The organism is Paenibacillus sp. FSL R10-2782, from assembly GCF_038592985.1.
GTDB lineage: Bacteria > Bacillota > Bacilli > Paenibacillales > Paenibacillaceae > Paenibacillus > Paenibacillus terrae_C.
Genome location: NZ_CP151951.1, coordinates 4,509,719 through 4,525,982 on the forward strand (window position 1 = coordinate 4,509,719; position 16,264 = coordinate 4,525,982).

At 48.6% G+C, this 16,264-nt stretch carries 9 protein-coding genes, 9 tRNA genes and 2 rRNA genes; all 20 read right to left on the minus strand.

Translation table 11 applies throughout. From position 1 onward, the window contains the following. Positions 1-5: 5 nt before the first annotated feature. Positions 6-91: transfer RNA gene (locus tag NST83_RS20630), tRNA-Tyr, on the minus strand. A 5-nt stretch (positions 92-96) separates the two neighbouring features. Continuing rightward, positions 97-172: transfer RNA gene (locus NST83_RS20635), tRNA-Thr, on the minus strand. Between the two features lie 22 nt (positions 173-194). Beyond that, positions 195-267, minus strand: a tRNA-Phe gene (locus tag NST83_RS20640). A gap of 39 nt (positions 268-306) precedes the next feature. Beyond that, positions 307-383 (minus strand) — tRNA-Asp (locus NST83_RS20645). Positions 384-408: 25 nt separating this feature from the next. Continuing rightward, positions 409-482: transfer RNA gene (locus NST83_RS20650), tRNA-Met, on the minus strand. Positions 483-508: 26 nt separating this feature from the next. Continuing rightward, a tRNA-Val gene (locus NST83_RS20655) sits at positions 509-584 on the minus strand. A 69-nt stretch (positions 585-653) separates the two neighbouring features. After that, positions 654-725, minus strand: a tRNA-Glu gene (locus NST83_RS20660). Between the two features lie 17 nt (positions 726-742). Next, a tRNA-Ser gene (locus tag NST83_RS20665) sits at positions 743-834 on the minus strand. Between the two features lie 3 nt (positions 835-837). Next, positions 838-913: transfer RNA gene (locus NST83_RS20670), tRNA-Asn, on the minus strand. A 66-nt stretch (positions 914-979) separates the two neighbouring features. Further along, a 23S ribosomal RNA gene (locus NST83_RS20675) occupies positions 980-3,909 on the minus strand. 339 nt (positions 3,910-4,248) lie between these two features. Continuing rightward, positions 4,249-5,806: ribosomal RNA gene (locus NST83_RS20680) — 16S ribosomal RNA — on the minus strand. Together the 16S and 23S rRNA genes with 9 tRNA genes alongside form the textbook arrangement of a ribosomal RNA operon. A gap of 509 nt (positions 5,807-6,315) precedes the next feature. Then, on the minus strand, positions 6,316-7,194 hold the full coding sequence (locus NST83_RS20685; RefSeq protein WP_342415505.1) for a nucleotidyltransferase-like protein: 879 nt from the start codon (positions 7,192-7,194) through the stop codon (positions 6,316-6,318). A gap of 130 nt (positions 7,195-7,324) precedes the next feature. Continuing rightward, the gene (locus NST83_RS20690; RefSeq protein WP_342415506.1) at positions 7,325-9,043 is read right to left on the minus strand and encodes a glycosyl hydrolase family 18 protein; all 1,719 of its coding nucleotides are present in this window, start codon (positions 9,041-9,043) and stop codon (positions 7,325-7,327) included. 166 nt (positions 9,044-9,209) lie between these two features. After that, positions 9,210-9,656, minus strand: coding sequence for a peroxide-responsive transcriptional repressor PerR (gene perR / locus NST83_RS20695; RefSeq protein WP_137060235.1), 447 nt, complete (start codon positions 9,654-9,656; stop codon positions 9,210-9,212). 110 nt (positions 9,657-9,766) lie between these two features. Further along, positions 9,767-11,164: a DUF4097 family beta strand repeat-containing protein gene (locus NST83_RS20700; protein ID WP_342415507.1), complete on the minus strand. Its 1,398-nt coding sequence runs from the start codon at positions 11,162-11,164 to the stop codon at positions 9,767-9,769. Between the two features lie 7 nt (positions 11,165-11,171). Beyond that, positions 11,172-11,825, minus strand: coding sequence for a hypothetical protein (locus NST83_RS20705; RefSeq protein WP_342415508.1), 654 nt, complete (start codon positions 11,823-11,825; stop codon positions 11,172-11,174). Between the two features lie 82 nt (positions 11,826-11,907). After that, a complete protein-coding gene (locus tag NST83_RS20710) occupies positions 11,908-12,621 on the minus strand; it encodes an MgtC/SapB family protein (protein WP_342415509.1) in 714 nt (237 codons plus the stop codon). 76 nt (positions 12,622-12,697) lie between these two features. Next, complete coding sequence (locus tag NST83_RS20715; protein ID WP_342415510.1) at positions 12,698-13,159, minus strand: GNAT family N-acetyltransferase; 462 nt, start codon at positions 13,157-13,159, stop codon at positions 12,698-12,700. Between the two features lie 164 nt (positions 13,160-13,323). Beyond that, complete coding sequence (gene gatB / locus NST83_RS20720) at positions 13,324-14,769, minus strand: Asp-tRNA(Asn)/Glu-tRNA(Gln) amidotransferase subunit GatB (RefSeq protein WP_342415511.1); 1,446 nt, start codon at positions 14,767-14,769, stop codon at positions 13,324-13,326. 26 nt (positions 14,770-14,795) lie between these two features. Next, the gene (gene gatA / locus NST83_RS20725) at positions 14,796-16,253 is read right to left on the minus strand and encodes an Asp-tRNA(Asn)/Glu-tRNA(Gln) amidotransferase subunit GatA (protein ID WP_342415512.1); all 1,458 of its coding nucleotides are present in this window, start codon (positions 16,251-16,253) and stop codon (positions 14,796-14,798) included. Between the last annotated feature and the right edge of the window lie 11 nt (positions 16,254-16,264).

Below are 16,264 nucleotides of genomic sequence, written 5' to 3' on the forward strand. Positions count from 1 at the left end.
AAAACTGGTGGAGGATGATGGATTCGAACCACCGAACCCGTAAGGGAGCAGATTTACAGTCTGATGCGTTTGGCCACTTCGCTAATCCTCCAAAAATGGTGCCGGCGAGAGGACTTGAACCCCCAACCTACTGATTACAAGTCAGTTGCTCTACCAGTTGAGCTACACCGGCACATAAATTATACAATTAAAAGTGGCTCGGGACGGAATCGAACCGCCGACACGAGGATTTTCAGTCCTCTGCTCTACCGACTGAGCTACCGAGCCTTATTCTAAGGCTCTTCGACAAACGAATTATAACTAAAATGGCGGAACTGACGGGATTCGAACCCGCGATCTCCTGCGTGACAGGCAGGCATGTTAGGCCTCTACACCACAGTTCCAAAAGGATTTCCTTAAGGAAATTAATTGCGGGGACAGGATTTGAACCTGTGACCTTCGGGTTATGAGCCCGACGAGCTACCGAACTGCTCCACCCCGCGACAATAATAAGTATTTATTTTTCAAATGGTGGAGGCTGAGGGGCTCGAACCCCCGACCCTCTGCTTGTAAGGCAGATGCTCTCCCAGCTGAGCTAAGCCTCCACAATGCGACACTTCACATATTATACCATTATAATTTTTTTATTTCAAGCTCTTTTATACAGTAATTAATGACCCGTAGGGGAATCGAACCCCTGTTACCTCCGTGAAAGGGAGGTGTCTTAACCGCTTGACCAACGGGCCATACAAAAAATAATATCTGGCGGAGAGAGAGGGATTCGAACCCTCGAGACGCTTTTGGCGCCTACACGATTTCCAATCGTGCTCCTTCGGCCAACTCGGACACCTCTCCATATGGCTCCCCGAACAGGACTCGAACCTGTGACAACTCGATTAACAGTCGAGTGCTCTACCAACTGAGCTATCAGGGAATAAAAAATTCATTCAAGGTATTACACCCTGAAAACTGGATCCGAAACTCCATTGCGTTCTATCTTTAGGATAAGCCCTCGACCGATTAGTATTGGTCAGCTCCATGCATTACTGCACTTCCACCCCCAACCTATCTACCTCGTCGTCTTCAAGGGGTCTTACATACTGGGAAATCTCATCTTGAGGGGGGCTTCACGCTTAGATGCTTTCAGCGCTTATCCCTTCCGTACATAGCTACCCAGCGGTGCTCCTGGCGGAACAACTGGTACACCAGCGGTACGTCCATCCCGGTCCTCTCGTACTAAGGACAGCTCCTCTCAAATTTCCTACGCCCACGACAGATAGGGACCGAACTGTCTCACGACGTTCTGAACCCAGCTCGCGTACCGCTTTAATGGGCGAACAGCCCAACCCTTGGGACCTACTTCAGCCCCAGGATGCGATGAGCCGACATCGAGGTGCCAAACCTCCCCGTCGATGTGGACTCTTGGGGGAGATAAGCCTGTTATCCCCAGGGTAGCTTTTATCCGTTGAGCGATGGCCCTTCCATGCGGTACCACCGGATCACTAAGCCCGACTTTCGTCCCTGCTCGACTTGTAGGTCTCGCAGTCAAGCTCCCTTCTGCCTTTGCACTCTTCGAATGATTTCCAACCATTCTGAGGGAACCTTGGGGCGCCTCCGTTACTCTTTAGGAGGCGACCGCCCCAGTCAAACTGCCCACCTGACACTGTCCTCGCACCGGATCACGGTACCAAGTTAGAACCTAGATACGATCAGGGTGGTATCCCAAGGATGCCTCCTCTCAAGCTGGCGCTCAAGTCTCTCAGGCTCCCACCTATCCTGTACAGATCGTACCCAAATTCAATATCAAGCTGCAGTAAAGCTCCATGGGGTCTTTCCGTCTTGTCGCGGGTAACCTGCATCTTCACAGGTATTAAAATTTCACCGGATCTCTCGTTGAGACAGCGCCCAAGTCGTTACGCCATTCGTGCGGGTCAGAATTTACCTGACAAGGAATTTCGCTACCTTAGGACCGTTATAGTTACGGCCGCCGTTTACTGGGGCTTCGGTTCATAGCTTCGCCCTAAAAGGACTTACCACTCCCCTTAACCTTCCAGCACCGGGCAGGCGTCAGCCCGTATACTTCGCCTTGCGGCTTCGCACAGACCTGTGTTTTTGCTAAACAGTCGCTTGGGCCTTTTCACTGCGGCCCCCTCGGGCTATTCACCCTACCGAGGCACCCCTTCTCCCGAAGTTACGGGGTCATTTTGCCGAGTTCCTTAACGAGAGTTCTTCCGCGCGCCTTAGAATTCTCTTCTCGCCTACCTGTGTCGGTTTGCGGTACGGGCACCTTCTCCTGGCTAGAGGCTTTTCTTGGCAGTCTGAGATCATGACCTTCGCTACTACAATTTTCGCTCCCCATCACAGCCCAGCCTTACGATGTGCGGATTTGCCTACACACCAGCCTCACTGCTTAGACGGACATCCATCAGTCCGCGTCACTACCCTACTGCGTCACCCCATCGCTCATAACGGATTACGGTGGTACAGGAATTTCGACCTGTTGTCCTTCGACTACGCCTTTCGGCCTCGCCTTAGGTCCCGACTTACCCTGAGCGGACGAACCTTCCTCAGGAACCCTTAGGCTTTCGGCGGATCTGATTCTCACAGATCTTTTCGTTACTCATACCGGCATTCTCACTTGAATGCAGTCCAGCGCTCCTTACGGTACACCTTCAACCCGCATTCAACGCTCCCCTACCCCTGATACCTAAGTATCAAGCCATAGCTTCGGTGGCGTGTTTAGCCCCGTTACATTTTCGGCGCAGAGTCACTCGACCAGTGAGCTATTACGCACTCTTTCAATGGTGGCTGCTTCTAAGCCAACATCCTGGTTGTCTGTGCAACTCCACATCCTTTCCCACTTAACACACACTTGGGGACCTTAGCTGATGGTCTGGGCTGTTTCCCTTTCGACAATGGATCTTAGCACTCACTGTCTGACTCCCGGAACCAAGTCTATGGCATTCGGAGTTTGACTGAGCTTGGTAACCCTTGCGGGCCCCGCACCCAATCAGTGCTCTACCTCCACGACTCTTATTCCGAGGCTAGCCCTAAAGCTATTTCGGGGAGAACCAGCTATCTCCGGGTTCGATTGGAATTTCTCCGCTACCCCCACCTCATCCCCGCATTTTTCAACATGCGTGGGTTCGGGCCTCCAGTGCGTGTTACCGCACCTTCACCCTGGACAGGGGTAGATCACCCGGTTTCGGGTCTACGTCCACGTACTCAAGTCGCCCTATTCAGACTCGCTTTCGCTACGGCTACAGTTTTTCACCTTAACCTTGCACGGGAACGTAACTCGCCGGTTCATTCTACAAAAGGCACGCCATCACCCATAGATCGGGCTCTGACTTCTTGTAAGCACACGGTTTCAGGATCTATTTCACTCCCCTTCCGGGGTGCTTTTCACCTTTCCCTCACGGTACTGCTTCACTATCGGTCGCCAGGGAGTATTTAGCCTTGGCAGATGGTCCTGCCGGATTCATACGGGGTTTCACGTGCCCCGCACTACTCGGGATCCGTCTCGGAGGGAACAGGTTTTGAACTACAGGGCTTTTACCTTCTCTGGCGGGCCTTTCCAGACCTCTTCATCTAACCGGTTCCTTTGTAACTCCATGTGAGACGTCCCACAACCCCAAGGAGCAAGCTCCTTGGTTTGGGCTAATCCGCGTTCGCTCGCCGCTACTGACGGAATCACTATTGTTTTCTCTTCCTCAGGGTACTTAGATGTTTCAGTTCCCCTGGTATGCCTCTGTTCTGCCTATGTATTCAGCAGAAAGTGACTGTCGATGAAGACAGCCGGGTTTCCCCATTCGGACATCCCCGGATCAAAGCTTGCTTACAGCTCCCCGAGGCTTTATCGTTGTTCGCCACGTCCTTCGTCGGCTCCTGGCGCCTAGGCATCCTCCGTGTGCTCTTTGTAGCTTAACCTAGCATTTACTTCGTAAATGCGATTTGCTTTGAATTTCGGTTCCACACGAATGTGTGAATGAAATTCAAGGCAGCTACCTTTATTTCACTTGTTTACACAAGATCAGCGTAAAGGAATATTCTAAAACGCAATTTCGTTTCGGTATCCAGTTTTCAAGGTGCAATTCGCTTCAAAGAAGCGAAACCCGATGAATATTTCGGTTCCACACGGATGTGTGAATGAAACATTCGTCGAAGCTAGAGAGTTTGAGCTCTCAAAACTGAGCAACGAGTGAGTAAGTGTTTGAAGCTTACGCTTCATATTTGAATGTTTCCGTTGCAGGAAACGATTCTCCATAGAAAGGAGGTGATCCAGCCGCACCTTCCGATACGGCTACCTTGTTACGACTTCACCCCAATCATCTACCCCACCTTCGGCGGCTGGCTCCCTTGCGGGTTACCCCACCGACTTCGGGTGTTGTAAACTCTCGTGGTGTGACGGGCGGTGTGTACAAGACCCGGGAACGTATTCACCGCGGCATGCTGATCCGCGATTACTAGCAATTCCGACTTCATGCAGGCGAGTTGCAGCCTGCAATCCGAACTGAGACCGGCTTTTCTAGGATTCGCTCCAGATCGCTCTTTCGCTTCCCGTTGTACCGGCCATTGTAGTACGTGTGTAGCCCAGGTCATAAGGGGCATGATGATTTGACGTCATCCCCACCTTCCTCCGGTTTGTCACCGGCAGTCTGCTTAGAGTGCCCAGCTTGACCTGCTGGCAACTAAGCATAAGGGTTGCGCTCGTTGCGGGACTTAACCCAACATCTCACGACACGAGCTGACGACAACCATGCACCACCTGTCTCCCCTGTCCCGAAGGAAAGGCCTATCTCTAGACCGGTCAGGGGGATGTCAAGACCTGGTAAGGTTCTTCGCGTTGCTTCGAATTAAACCACATACTCCACTGCTTGTGCGGGTCCCCGTCAATTCCTTTGAGTTTCAGTCTTGCGACCGTACTCCCCAGGCGGAATGCTTAATGTGTTAACTTCGGCACCAAGGGTATCGAAACCCCTAACACCTAGCATTCATCGTTTACGGCGTGGACTACCAGGGTATCTAATCCTGTTTGCTCCCCACGCTTTCGCGCCTCAGCGTCAGTTACAGCCCAGAGAGTCGCCTTCGCCACTGGTGTTCCTCCACATATCTACGCATTTCACCGCTACACGTGGAATTCCACTCTCCTCTTCTGCACTCAAGCTCCCCAGTTTCCAGTGCGACCCGAAGTTGAGCCTCGGGATTAAACACCAGACTTAAAGAGCCGCCTGCGCGCGCTTTACGCCCAATAATTCCGGACAACGCTTGCCCCCTACGTATTACCGCGGCTGCTGGCACGTAGTTAGCCGGGGCTTTCTTCTCAGGTACCGTCACTCTTGTAGCAGTTACTCTACAAGACGTTCTTCCCTGGCAACAGAGCTTTACGATCCGAAAACCTTCATCACTCACGCGGCGTTGCTCCGTCAGGCTTTCGCCCATTGCGGAAGATTCCCTACTGCTGCCTCCCGTAGGAGTCTGGGCCGTGTCTCAGTCCCAGTGTGGCCGATCACCCTCTCAGGTCGGCTACGCATCGTCGCCTTGGTAGGCCTTTACCCCACCAACTAGCTAATGCGCCGCAGGCCCATCCATCAGTGACAGATTGCTCCGTCTTTCCTCCTCTCCCCATGCAGGGAAAGGATGTATCCGGTATTAGCTACCGTTTCCGGTAGTTATCCCAGTCTGAGGGGCAGGTTGCCTACGTGTTACTCACCCGTCCGCCGCTAGGTTGTTTGAGAAGCAAGCTTCTCAAACAACCCCGCTCGACTTGCATGTATTAGGCACGCCGCCAGCGTTCGTCCTGAGCCAGGATCAAACTCTCCATTAAAGACCAACCGAAGCTGGTTTATAGAAAGAGCGATTCGCTCATTTTGAAACTGACGAGATAAAATATCTCATTGTTCGCTTCCATTTTATACAGCCTGACGGCATGTACCAAAATCTCAGCGTTGGATTTTGCAAGCAAAATCCGTACTCACTCGTTGTTCAGTTTTCAAAGATCAAACCTACATCATATCTTGCTTTTGCCTTACTTCGTTTCACCACCGCGTCTCAGCGGCGACTTAAATAATGTAACACATAACCTCATTTTACGTCAAGCATTTTTCAAAATTTTATTTTCATGCTTGTTTGCAACATATTTATCCTGCTGTAAACAGGTCTAAATTATTCATGCTGTTTAATGGGGCGAGTTATAACTTAGCATATCTTTTATAAACTCGTCAACCTTTAACGACAATTTTTATGTTTTGATCGTCAATGTGGTTCTATTACGCATAAAAAAAGGAAGAAAAATCCGTTATAACGGATTTTCCTCCCACTGATTCGATGTATCCATTAAATAAGGGAATAACGTAATTCAATATGGTTTCCGCGATTCCTGAGATTCCCGCCAGCCGATTCTCTGATCAATGAGCGGTATACGAGCTTACGTAGCACTACGGTAAGATCCAGTTGAAGATTTTTTAGCTCAGGATGATTAATAAGCTCACCTATGGACCAAGGTTCCCGTCTGCTGCCTAAAATGCGGAATAGTAGTGCTGAGCACCCCTCCATTTTAGACATCACTGAAAATTCGCAAGCAAGCAGCACAAGCTCAACCCGCTGCTCAAGAGTTTCCGTACTTAACGTGAGTTCGTTGTATAGCTTGTAGATCGTTCGATCCAACGGCTGTGTCTGAACCCACAAGTGAACCGTTGGATAAATCCCTCGCTCTATAAGCTCAATGGATGCCCAATGATCCAACGCCTTCAGAATACTCTGATGAGCGTCAATAATCCGACCTTCTCGCATCGCTCTTTTACCATGAACGTAATTAGCCAGAAAACGGGCAAATTCATGAAATTGCTTTTGCTCGCGTAACGGGTCGTTGAATTCGATAATTTCCCGCCTTAAAAGGCTGACCCTTTCATCCTGCTCCCACAGGATGCGGCCTTCCAGTAAATAATCTATTATGTTGGGATGTTCACCGGCGATAATCCACGCTTTCAGACAATCCAGTGTTGCGTACAACACCTGACACCTTAATCCATTAATCAGTAAATGCTGAATGGAACAGGTTGGCTTCCGGATTTCTCCAATAATTAGTATGAGTTCATCCAAATCGTATAGCATGGTTCCATGAAAATATTCGCTCGGCTTTCTATACAAAATAATGCCGATCGAATCCTCCTGCAACAATTCATCATACATCAAGCTTAATTTGGTTAGCTGCACTTCTCCCTCCATACCTGTAAGGCGGCCATTACCGCTAAATTTAGATATATGTGAACATTTCTACATAAAAAAGAAACTTCCTTCTTCAATTCTATAAATTTTATATTTTATTTCAGGTTTTGCAAATTCCTCATTTACTTATTTCTTTTAAAGTATCCCAAGCGGCTTCATCCGCAAAGGTTCGGTTCCAAACACCGATTCCTCCAAGCTTCAATGACTTGGCGAGTTGCACCCTCGCTTTCAGGGATATACGATCCTCCAGCCAAATCTTTTTTACAACGCCATCCTCATTATACTCGACATAGTTCTGGCCTTCTGACGCTCTGAATTTAGGTTTCAGCTTAAATTTCTCGATAATCGCTGCTGTCGACTCCATACCAAGTGATTTAGAGCTAACCTTGATGCTGTCCCCTTTGGATGTTTCAGACCATACACGAGTGTATAGCGGAATGCCTAAGACAACTTTTTGAGATGGTACTTCATCCTCCTGAATGATTCGCTTGATCGACGCTTCCACCCACGGCAGCGAGGCGACAGAACCAGCCTTCGGGCTGGCTGCCCAATGCTCATCATAGGCCATAACCATGAGATAATCCGTAATGGAACCCAATGATTTTCGATCCAGAAAAGCAGACCACATTTCACTTTGAGACTTAGGTGTCACATCTATAGACAATATCAAATCATGTTCACGAGCCATCGGCTTAAGCTCTCGCAAAAATTGGGTGACATTGGGTCCATCCTTCGTATGAACATTTTCAAAGTCAATATTGATACCGTCCAGACCATTTTCCTCGGCAAGTGTAATTATCTGATCTATAATCGACTTTCGTCGTTCAAAGCTAGACAAGGCCTCTGTCGTTAATTCAGGATTAAAGCTGTTGCTCAACAAGCCCCATACTTCCATCCCCTTGCGATGCGCCCAACTGACATAGGCAGGATCCGCTTTGCTTTGTACGGTGCCCTCATTATCTATGACACTGAACCAGGTGGGGCTTACCACATTCACTCCAGGCATAGGGCCAAATTTGGAAGGATCGGGTTTACGATTGTAAACAGCCTCCCAGGCGAGGTTCACAGGTCTCCCCTCCCAGTGCTTCTCGGAGATAGATGGAGTATCTTTAGCCGGAGCAACCGCAAGCTCTTCTCCTTCAAAGACATTGGCTGCCTGCACATATCCAGCGTAGCCGTTATCCAGTTGAACAAAATACCAATCAGCCTGCTTGGACCAAATACGCACCTTCGTTTGTTGAGGTATATCCGTCAAAATAAAAGACAGGCTGGAGGCTTCTTTACGCAAAGCAATTTTGGCATCCTGTCGTCCATCCTTCTTCTCCACGTTCCCCAGTCTGACTTTCTCTCCGGCTTTCATCAGGATAACTGCACCCGTCACTGTGTCTTCATGAACGGATACACCATACACTTCACGGACAGCTTGCATAGGTATATAAACTGATCCACTAATAATCTGGGGAGCTGCGCTGAGCGTATATGATGTTCCATTCAATTCCCCTTGGGGCTTTGAAACGGTCATATGCAGCAAATTTTGCCTCGTAGCCAAAATAATAGTTTGGCTGTCGCCCTCATAACGGATCGCAGGATCAATTTTACTTTGCACAAATTTGAGCGGTACCAGCATGTTCTTGCCTGAGTTTTGGGCTTCATACCCGGTCAGCTTTCCCTGGATAAAAATAGGACGGACACTGCTTTGCCAATCGGGTTTTTCATGCAGTGGATTACCGAACCATACGACAGTAATTGCGCAGATGATCGCTGCGAACAATAGCAAGCTTGCTGCCCCTTTGAAACGTGAACGTTTACGGCGGCGTCTGGAATGATTTCTGGCCAATATTCAACCTCCATTGTCGGAACTTTGAATTACAGGATAACGTAAACTGAACTGGTTACTTAAACAAAAGTTATTTAAACAAAAAAACGCGGTAAATCCCCGCTTGTGGGGAATTTCTCACGTTTCCAACCCATTACAATATATACATATCGTACCAAAAAAAAATCTATTCCTTGTTTCGCTGAATTTCCTTGTTCATACAAGCTTTGCACACTCCGTATAACTCCATACGATGTCCATGCACTTCGAAACCTGTCTCCAACGAGGCATGGTGTTCCACATCAGCCAAGTACGGATAGCTGAAATCCTCAATCTTTCCGCATTTTTCACAAATGATATGATAGTGCTCCGAAACATTGGCATCATAACGACTGGCGTTATCTCCATAGGTCAACTCATGTACCATACCCGCTTCTATAAACATCTTTAAGTTATTGTAAACCGTAGCCACACTCATGCTTGGAAACTTGGATTCGAGCGCACGATATATTTCATCTGCGGTCGGATGCCCCATAGATTCCATCAAATAGTTTAATATGGCATGGCGCTGGGGTGTTATGCGTACACCTGTCTTCTTTAGAAGTTCCAAAGCATGCTGGACGCGAGCTGCCATATATGTCCACCGCCTTATCCCTTACTTACTATTCGCTTTATTACAACCATTTTACATTCTATTCATGTTATAAGGTCTATCCACATTGTACGGTCAATTCAAGTTTCTTGTCAACGCACTGCATTATCGTTGGATGTCTCGTTGGAGGCCCCGGTAGCGGGAGATTCAGCCGAAGGCGTTTTTGATGCATCAGGTATATTCGGTCCTACTGACTCGTCCAAGCCAGGTAGCGATGGCATCAGTAGCCTTTTGATCGTTAAATTACTGTTGCCTTCCACGTTGACCGTATACTTACCTGTCCCATTTTGGCCTGAGATACTTTTACTGTCTATTTTAAAAGGGAAGTCTGATCGAAGGTTACCGTAACTGCTGGACCCCTCCAACTGAAAGTCACCATTCGACGGAAGGTCCAATGCAATATCACCGACGGCACTGTATATTTTCCAATCTCCGCCTACCTGCTCGCTATGAACTTTGATCCCACCATTAAGCGAATTTGCATTCAGCTTTGCTGTGGGATTCAGAACGTTCATGTCACCGTTTTGAGTATCAACCGTAATATCACCTTCCGAGCGGGCAAGCTGGATGTCGCCTATCATCGTGCGCAGCGCAACTGTTCCTTCAATATCCCCTGCCTGCATATCGCCGCGATTGGTTCGAATATCTACATCTCCAGTGATACGATGCAGTTTGACCTGACCGTTCAAGGTGACTCCTTTGACATTGCCGATAGCACCATTAACCGTGAGATTCCCATTTCCGCTCTCAAGCCGGATGCTGTCGATGGCATCTACTCCGTTCAGGGTAATATCCCCGTTGGAGGTTCTGATCTGCATATTAAATCGCCGATCCTCCGGCACTGTAATTAGCATATTCGTACGGGGCTGACGTCTGCTCGATGCTCCGTATGACTGTACCTCCGGACGAATCTGAATGGTCTTGCCATCTGTAGAAGTCAGCGAGGAGGCTTGAGCAATCTTGTCCGCTTCGGCAGCAGGCGCTTGATCCACCCACAAGGTCGCACGTACCTCTACATTGGATACAGGTCGTCTGATCAGCGTTACATCGCCATTGACCGAATCAACTATCAAATCGGACGTCTGCATCGTTACAGGCACCAGGACGCCGCCCATATCATATCGGTTTCCCTTCGCCTGACTAAAATCCATGGACGCCGTGGTCAGATTCAAACTAACCTGGTTCCACAGGTACATATAATGATTTTGTTGGGTCATGGTAAAAACAGCAGCAGTCACTACCAATGCGGAGACAATTCCCTTCAGATCAGGTCTGAAACGCCGTCCGTTGTCGGGCTTGCCCTCCTTGCGGTAGTAAACCCCAAAAAAAACCAGATACTCCAGTCCCCACAGCACAAAAATAACGGGCCACCATACGAGGAGCAAAAGCATATATTCGGTATGCTGGACAACATCCAGGATAAGCAGAACACCTACAGCCATCACCAGAAGCGAAGAGGTGTAGCGCCCGACTCTTATTTTGCGGTGCAAGCCAGCTTCACCCTCTTTCTTTTACCTTTTTATGCTTGACCGACAAGCCGACTTCTCGCAAAAAGGCTAATAGTCCGATCAGCATTAATAAAATAGCTAGCGTCAAAAAGCCATAATCCTCGAAAAAGTTGCCCAGCCAGCGTGGTTTCATACGAAACAGAATCATAAGTCCGCCACCCACCACGAGCAGCACGGCAAAAAACAAGCCTTTCTCCCAAGCATAAAATGGACTGCTTCGCTGTCCTCGTGCATCCATCTGTGCATTACGATCTGGCTTACGGCGATAGCGAACCATATAATCCGCTGATTGTAACACGTCATATACATTATAAAAATATAAAACAGGAATGAACAAGCCGAGCAAAATAAGCAACGGAATGTTAATCCTCAAGCCGTCAGAAACAACATACAGCATCGCAAAAGTATCTAACAAAAGCAATACGATAAAAGTAAGCCCTCTAATGAATAGCCCCAAAAAGAGATGCCCCATTCCGGGTAACAATGCTGCCATTATAATAGAAATACCTTTGCGAAATTTAGCGTATTTAAAACGTTTACCCTGTTTGGGATGTTCCTGCTGTTCCGGCTCCGGTGACTGTTGTCCCTCTCCAGACAGTATCGGTTGTTCCGAGTCCATGCCATCCTCCCCCTTGAATTCCATGCGTGATCCGCAGCAAATCCTCCAATGGTTAGATAGTACCCCAATCGGATTCAAGAGTAACTGGAAAAATTATGTTAAACCCTCATTCCACGGAAACTGCCGCTACATCCTCCCACTGCCTGAGATCGGCAGCAATACGCACCGGATTAAATTCGCGGCGAACCAGCACTTCCAAGGAAACCTCCATGCTTTGCCGATTTGGATGCAGTTCGTGAAAAGGGACATTCTCATGCTCTTTAATCACTATTTTACGTATTTCCACTTTTTCTTGCTCTAAATAAGTCGAAATTTGCTCCAGCAATTGATGGGATGACAATCCGTACAATGTTATAAGATGAGCTTGTCGTCCACGCATATACCGCAATTCAACTTTGTTAAACACCCATAAGTTTAGAAATACAAGTACAGTCGCCGCAATAGATGGAAAATAAAAACCTGCCCCGACTCCAAGGCCAATGGCTGCTACGACCCAGATAGAGGCTGCTGTCGTTAAACCAGTGATGGACTTGCCTGTAAATATAATAGTTCCAGCGCCTAAAAAACCCACTCCCGTAATCACAGCCGTAGCCAAGCGAGCCGGATCAATACGTACATTTGCTTCCTTGATAAAATCGGCAAAGCCGTAAATGGAGAGCAGCATAATAAGCGTCGAGCCGAGACTGACCATAATATGAGTCCTCAAACCAGCCGCATGCTTTGAACGCTCGCGCTCAAAGCCAATGCATCCACCGAGGAGCATGGACAGCAAAAGCCGTAAAATGATATGCGAATTGTCTATAACCCAAGGATTATCCATAAAGCTCCCTTCTCCGGTTATGTTGTACTTCCCTCGCCGGGTTCGTGGTTTCTGTGCTAGTAAGGCTATTTGAGTGCTATTTCACGTTATGCAGGTGGTATGTGGTTAACTCCACGCCCGGAGCCACCTCCACCGCCGATACGGGGCGACAACCATGTTTTCGATAAAGGGCCACTGCAGGAGCATTTAAAGTTCCTGTAGTTACGATAAACAGCGGTATATGATGATATTCATTCAAAACATGCTTCATTAAGGAGTCGGCAATCCCTTTGCGAAAATGATCGGGATGAACCATCATACGTGTAAGAGTGAGCGAGTCGGGTGACTCAGACTGCACCGCCAGCGCCCCTAACAGGTCGCCCTCCTCAATCCAGCCATAAAATGTCTCTCCGCAGCTTCGCAGCGTATCAAACGTATCCAAAAGGGGTGGTATTGCATCAAAACCGATCCGCTCAGCCTCCAGCCTGTAGGCGATATGCTGAAGACGCCATATCTGACTGACCATTTCATCATCTTCCAATGGACATATGCTAATCATGCTGTATCCCTCCTTTTATTCAACAGGGCAGCTATATTACTGTTTTCTATAGGAAAACTCGTAGCATGTCATTGCGCTTCCAAATTCCATACAGCAACTCTAACAGGGCCTATACAAAAAGGGACCTGTCCCTATTAAGACAAGCCCCTTTCAAATCTATGCCATTAGCGGTTTAACACTTCGGTCAGCAGCTTGTTGGCGAGGCCAGGATTTGCTTTGCCCTTGCTCTCCTTCATTACTTGACCAACCAGGAATCCGATGGCCTTCTGCTTGCCAGCTTTGTAATCCTCAACCGACTGCGGGTTAGCCGCTACAACCTGCTCTACGATCGTCAGGATCGCACCCTCGTCGCTGATTTGCACAAGCCCTTTTTCTTCAACAATTTGCTGTGGCAGTTTATCACTCTCCAGCATTTCCTTGAAGACTGTTTTAGCAATTTTACTATTGATCGTTCCCTTCTCCAACAGCCCGATCATTTCACCCAAGCCCCGACCTGTCAGTTTAACCTGTGACAGCTCCACACCGACACTGTTTAAATAGCCGAGCAAATCCCCCATAATCCAGTTGGATACTGCTTTGGCATCCTTCGTGTATTGAAGACTATCCTCGAACAAATCCGCCAGTGGCTTGGAAGACGTAATGACCTGTGCATCATACTCAGGCAAACCATATTCCGAGGTGTAGCGTGCTTTACGTTGGTCAGGCAATTCAGGAATCGAAGCACGAATGCGTTCTTTCCATTCTGTATCAATATGCAGCGTAACAAGATCCGGGTCCGGGAAATAACGATAGTCATGCGCCTGTTCCTTACCGCGCATGGACAGGGTTTTGCCTTGAGCTTCATCCCAACGGCGTGTCTCCTGTACAATCGTTCCGCCTTCCTCCAGCGTCTGCTCCTGGCGGAACTGCTCATACTCCAATCCGCGCTGTACGCCACGGAAGGAGTTCATGTTTTTCAGCTCTGCTTTAGTACCCAACTCTTGCTGTCCATGCGGACGAAGGCTGATGTTCGCGTCGCAGCGAAGCGAGCCTTCCTCCATCTTCACATCGGATACGTCACAATACTGCATAATGGCACGTATCTTTTCCAAGTAAGCCTTGGCTTCCTCCGGTGAAGATATTTCCGGTTCCGAAACGATCTCGACCAACGGTGTACCGACACGGTTAAAATCAACCAAAGACGCATAGCCGCCATCGACGTGTGTTAATTTGCCTGCGTCCTCTTCCAGATGCAGTCGGGTAATACCGATACGCTTTGTCTCACCGTTCACTTCAATATCAATCCAGCCATGCTCGCCGATCGGCTGATCGTATTGCGAGATTTGGTAGGCCTTGGGTGAATCGGGGTAAAAATAGTTTTTGCGGTCAAACTTGCTCACATCAGCAATCGTACAATTAAGCGCCATCGCCGCTTTCATCGCATAATCAACGGCCTGACGGTTTAATACCGGCAGTACCCCCGGATGTCCAAGACAAATGGGACATGTGTGCGAGTTTGGCGGTGCTCCGAAGGATGTCGAGCATCCGCAAAATATTTTAGACTTCGTATGCAGTTCCACATGGACTTCCAGTCCGATGACCGTCTCATATTTGGATGTAGTTGTAGACATAAATAGGTTCCCTCCTTTTCGGCAAATTACAGCTGCGGACGCTGCTTGTGAAATTCGGTATTTTGTTCAAATGCATGCGCTACACGCAGCACGGAAGACTCGTCAAAGGCTTTTCCGATAATTTGCAGTCCAACCGGCAATCCATCTGCAAGACCACAAGGGATGCTGATGGCTGGCACTCCAGCCAAGCTCACCGGAATCGTCAAGATATCGTTTAAATACATCGTTAATGGATCATCCACTTGCGAACCGATTTTAAAAGCCGTGGTCGGCGCAGTAGGTCCAATAATGACATCATATTGTTCAAACACACGATCAAAATCCTGTTTGATCAGTGTACGCACTTTTTGAGCTTTCAAGTAGTAAGCATCATAGTACCCGGAACTCAGCGCATAGGTGCCCAGCATAATCCGGCGCTTCACCTCGGGGCCAAAGCCCTGCGTGCGGGATTGATGGTACAAATCCAGCAGGTTGTCTGGATTGTCTGCACGTACGCCATAGCGTACACCGTCAAAACGGGCCAGATTGGACGATGCTTCGGATGAAGCCAGCAGATAGTATGTGGCTACCGCATATTCGGTGTGCGGAAGAGAAACTTCTTCCCATACCGCGCCCAGTCCTTCCAGCGTTTTCAGTGCGTCCAGCACCTTTTCCTTGACCTGTGGATCGACACCCTCACCCAGATACTCCTTAGGTACAGCAATACGAAGCCCTTTTACATCTCCAGTCAAAGCGTTCAAGTAATCAGGAACGTCTACCTTCGCAGAAGTGGAGTCCTTCTGATCATAGCCTGCAATGGCTTGCAGGACGTACGCCGAATCCTGAACATTTTTCGTAATCGGTCCAATTTGGTCCAAAGAGGAAGCAAAGGCTACCAGGCCAAAACGTGATACCAGACCATAGGTTGGCTTCAAGCCCACTACGCCACAATAGGACGCAGGCTGGCGAATGGATCCACCTGTATCCGAGCCGAGAGTGAAATAAGCCTCGCCCGCGGCTACAGCCGCAGCCGAGCCGCCACTGGAGCCGCCGGGAACGCGTTCCAGATCCCAAGGATTTCGTGCCGGGAAGAAGCTAGAGTTCTCGTTAGAGCCGCCCATGGCGAATTCGTCCATGTTCATTTTGCCCAGTGTCACGGTTTGCGCCGTACGCAATTTGCCAACTACCGTTGCATCGTATACAGGATTAAAATTCTTCAAAAACTGACTGCCGCATGTTGTACGCAGCCCTTCTGTCACGATGTTATCCTTAATGCCGACTGGCAGGCCAAACAGCAACCCTCGTTCCTCTCCCGAGATCAGATGATCGTCCAGCTGACGTGCGGACGCACGTGCCTGCTCCTCGTCAATCGTAATGTAGGCCTTGATCTTGTCTTCCCGCGCACCAATCGTCTCCAGAGCGTGACCCACCAGGTCACTCACGGAAATTTCCTTTTGATGCAGCTTGTTATGTATTTCCGGCAATGTATGATCAAACAAGCTCAATTTGCATCCTC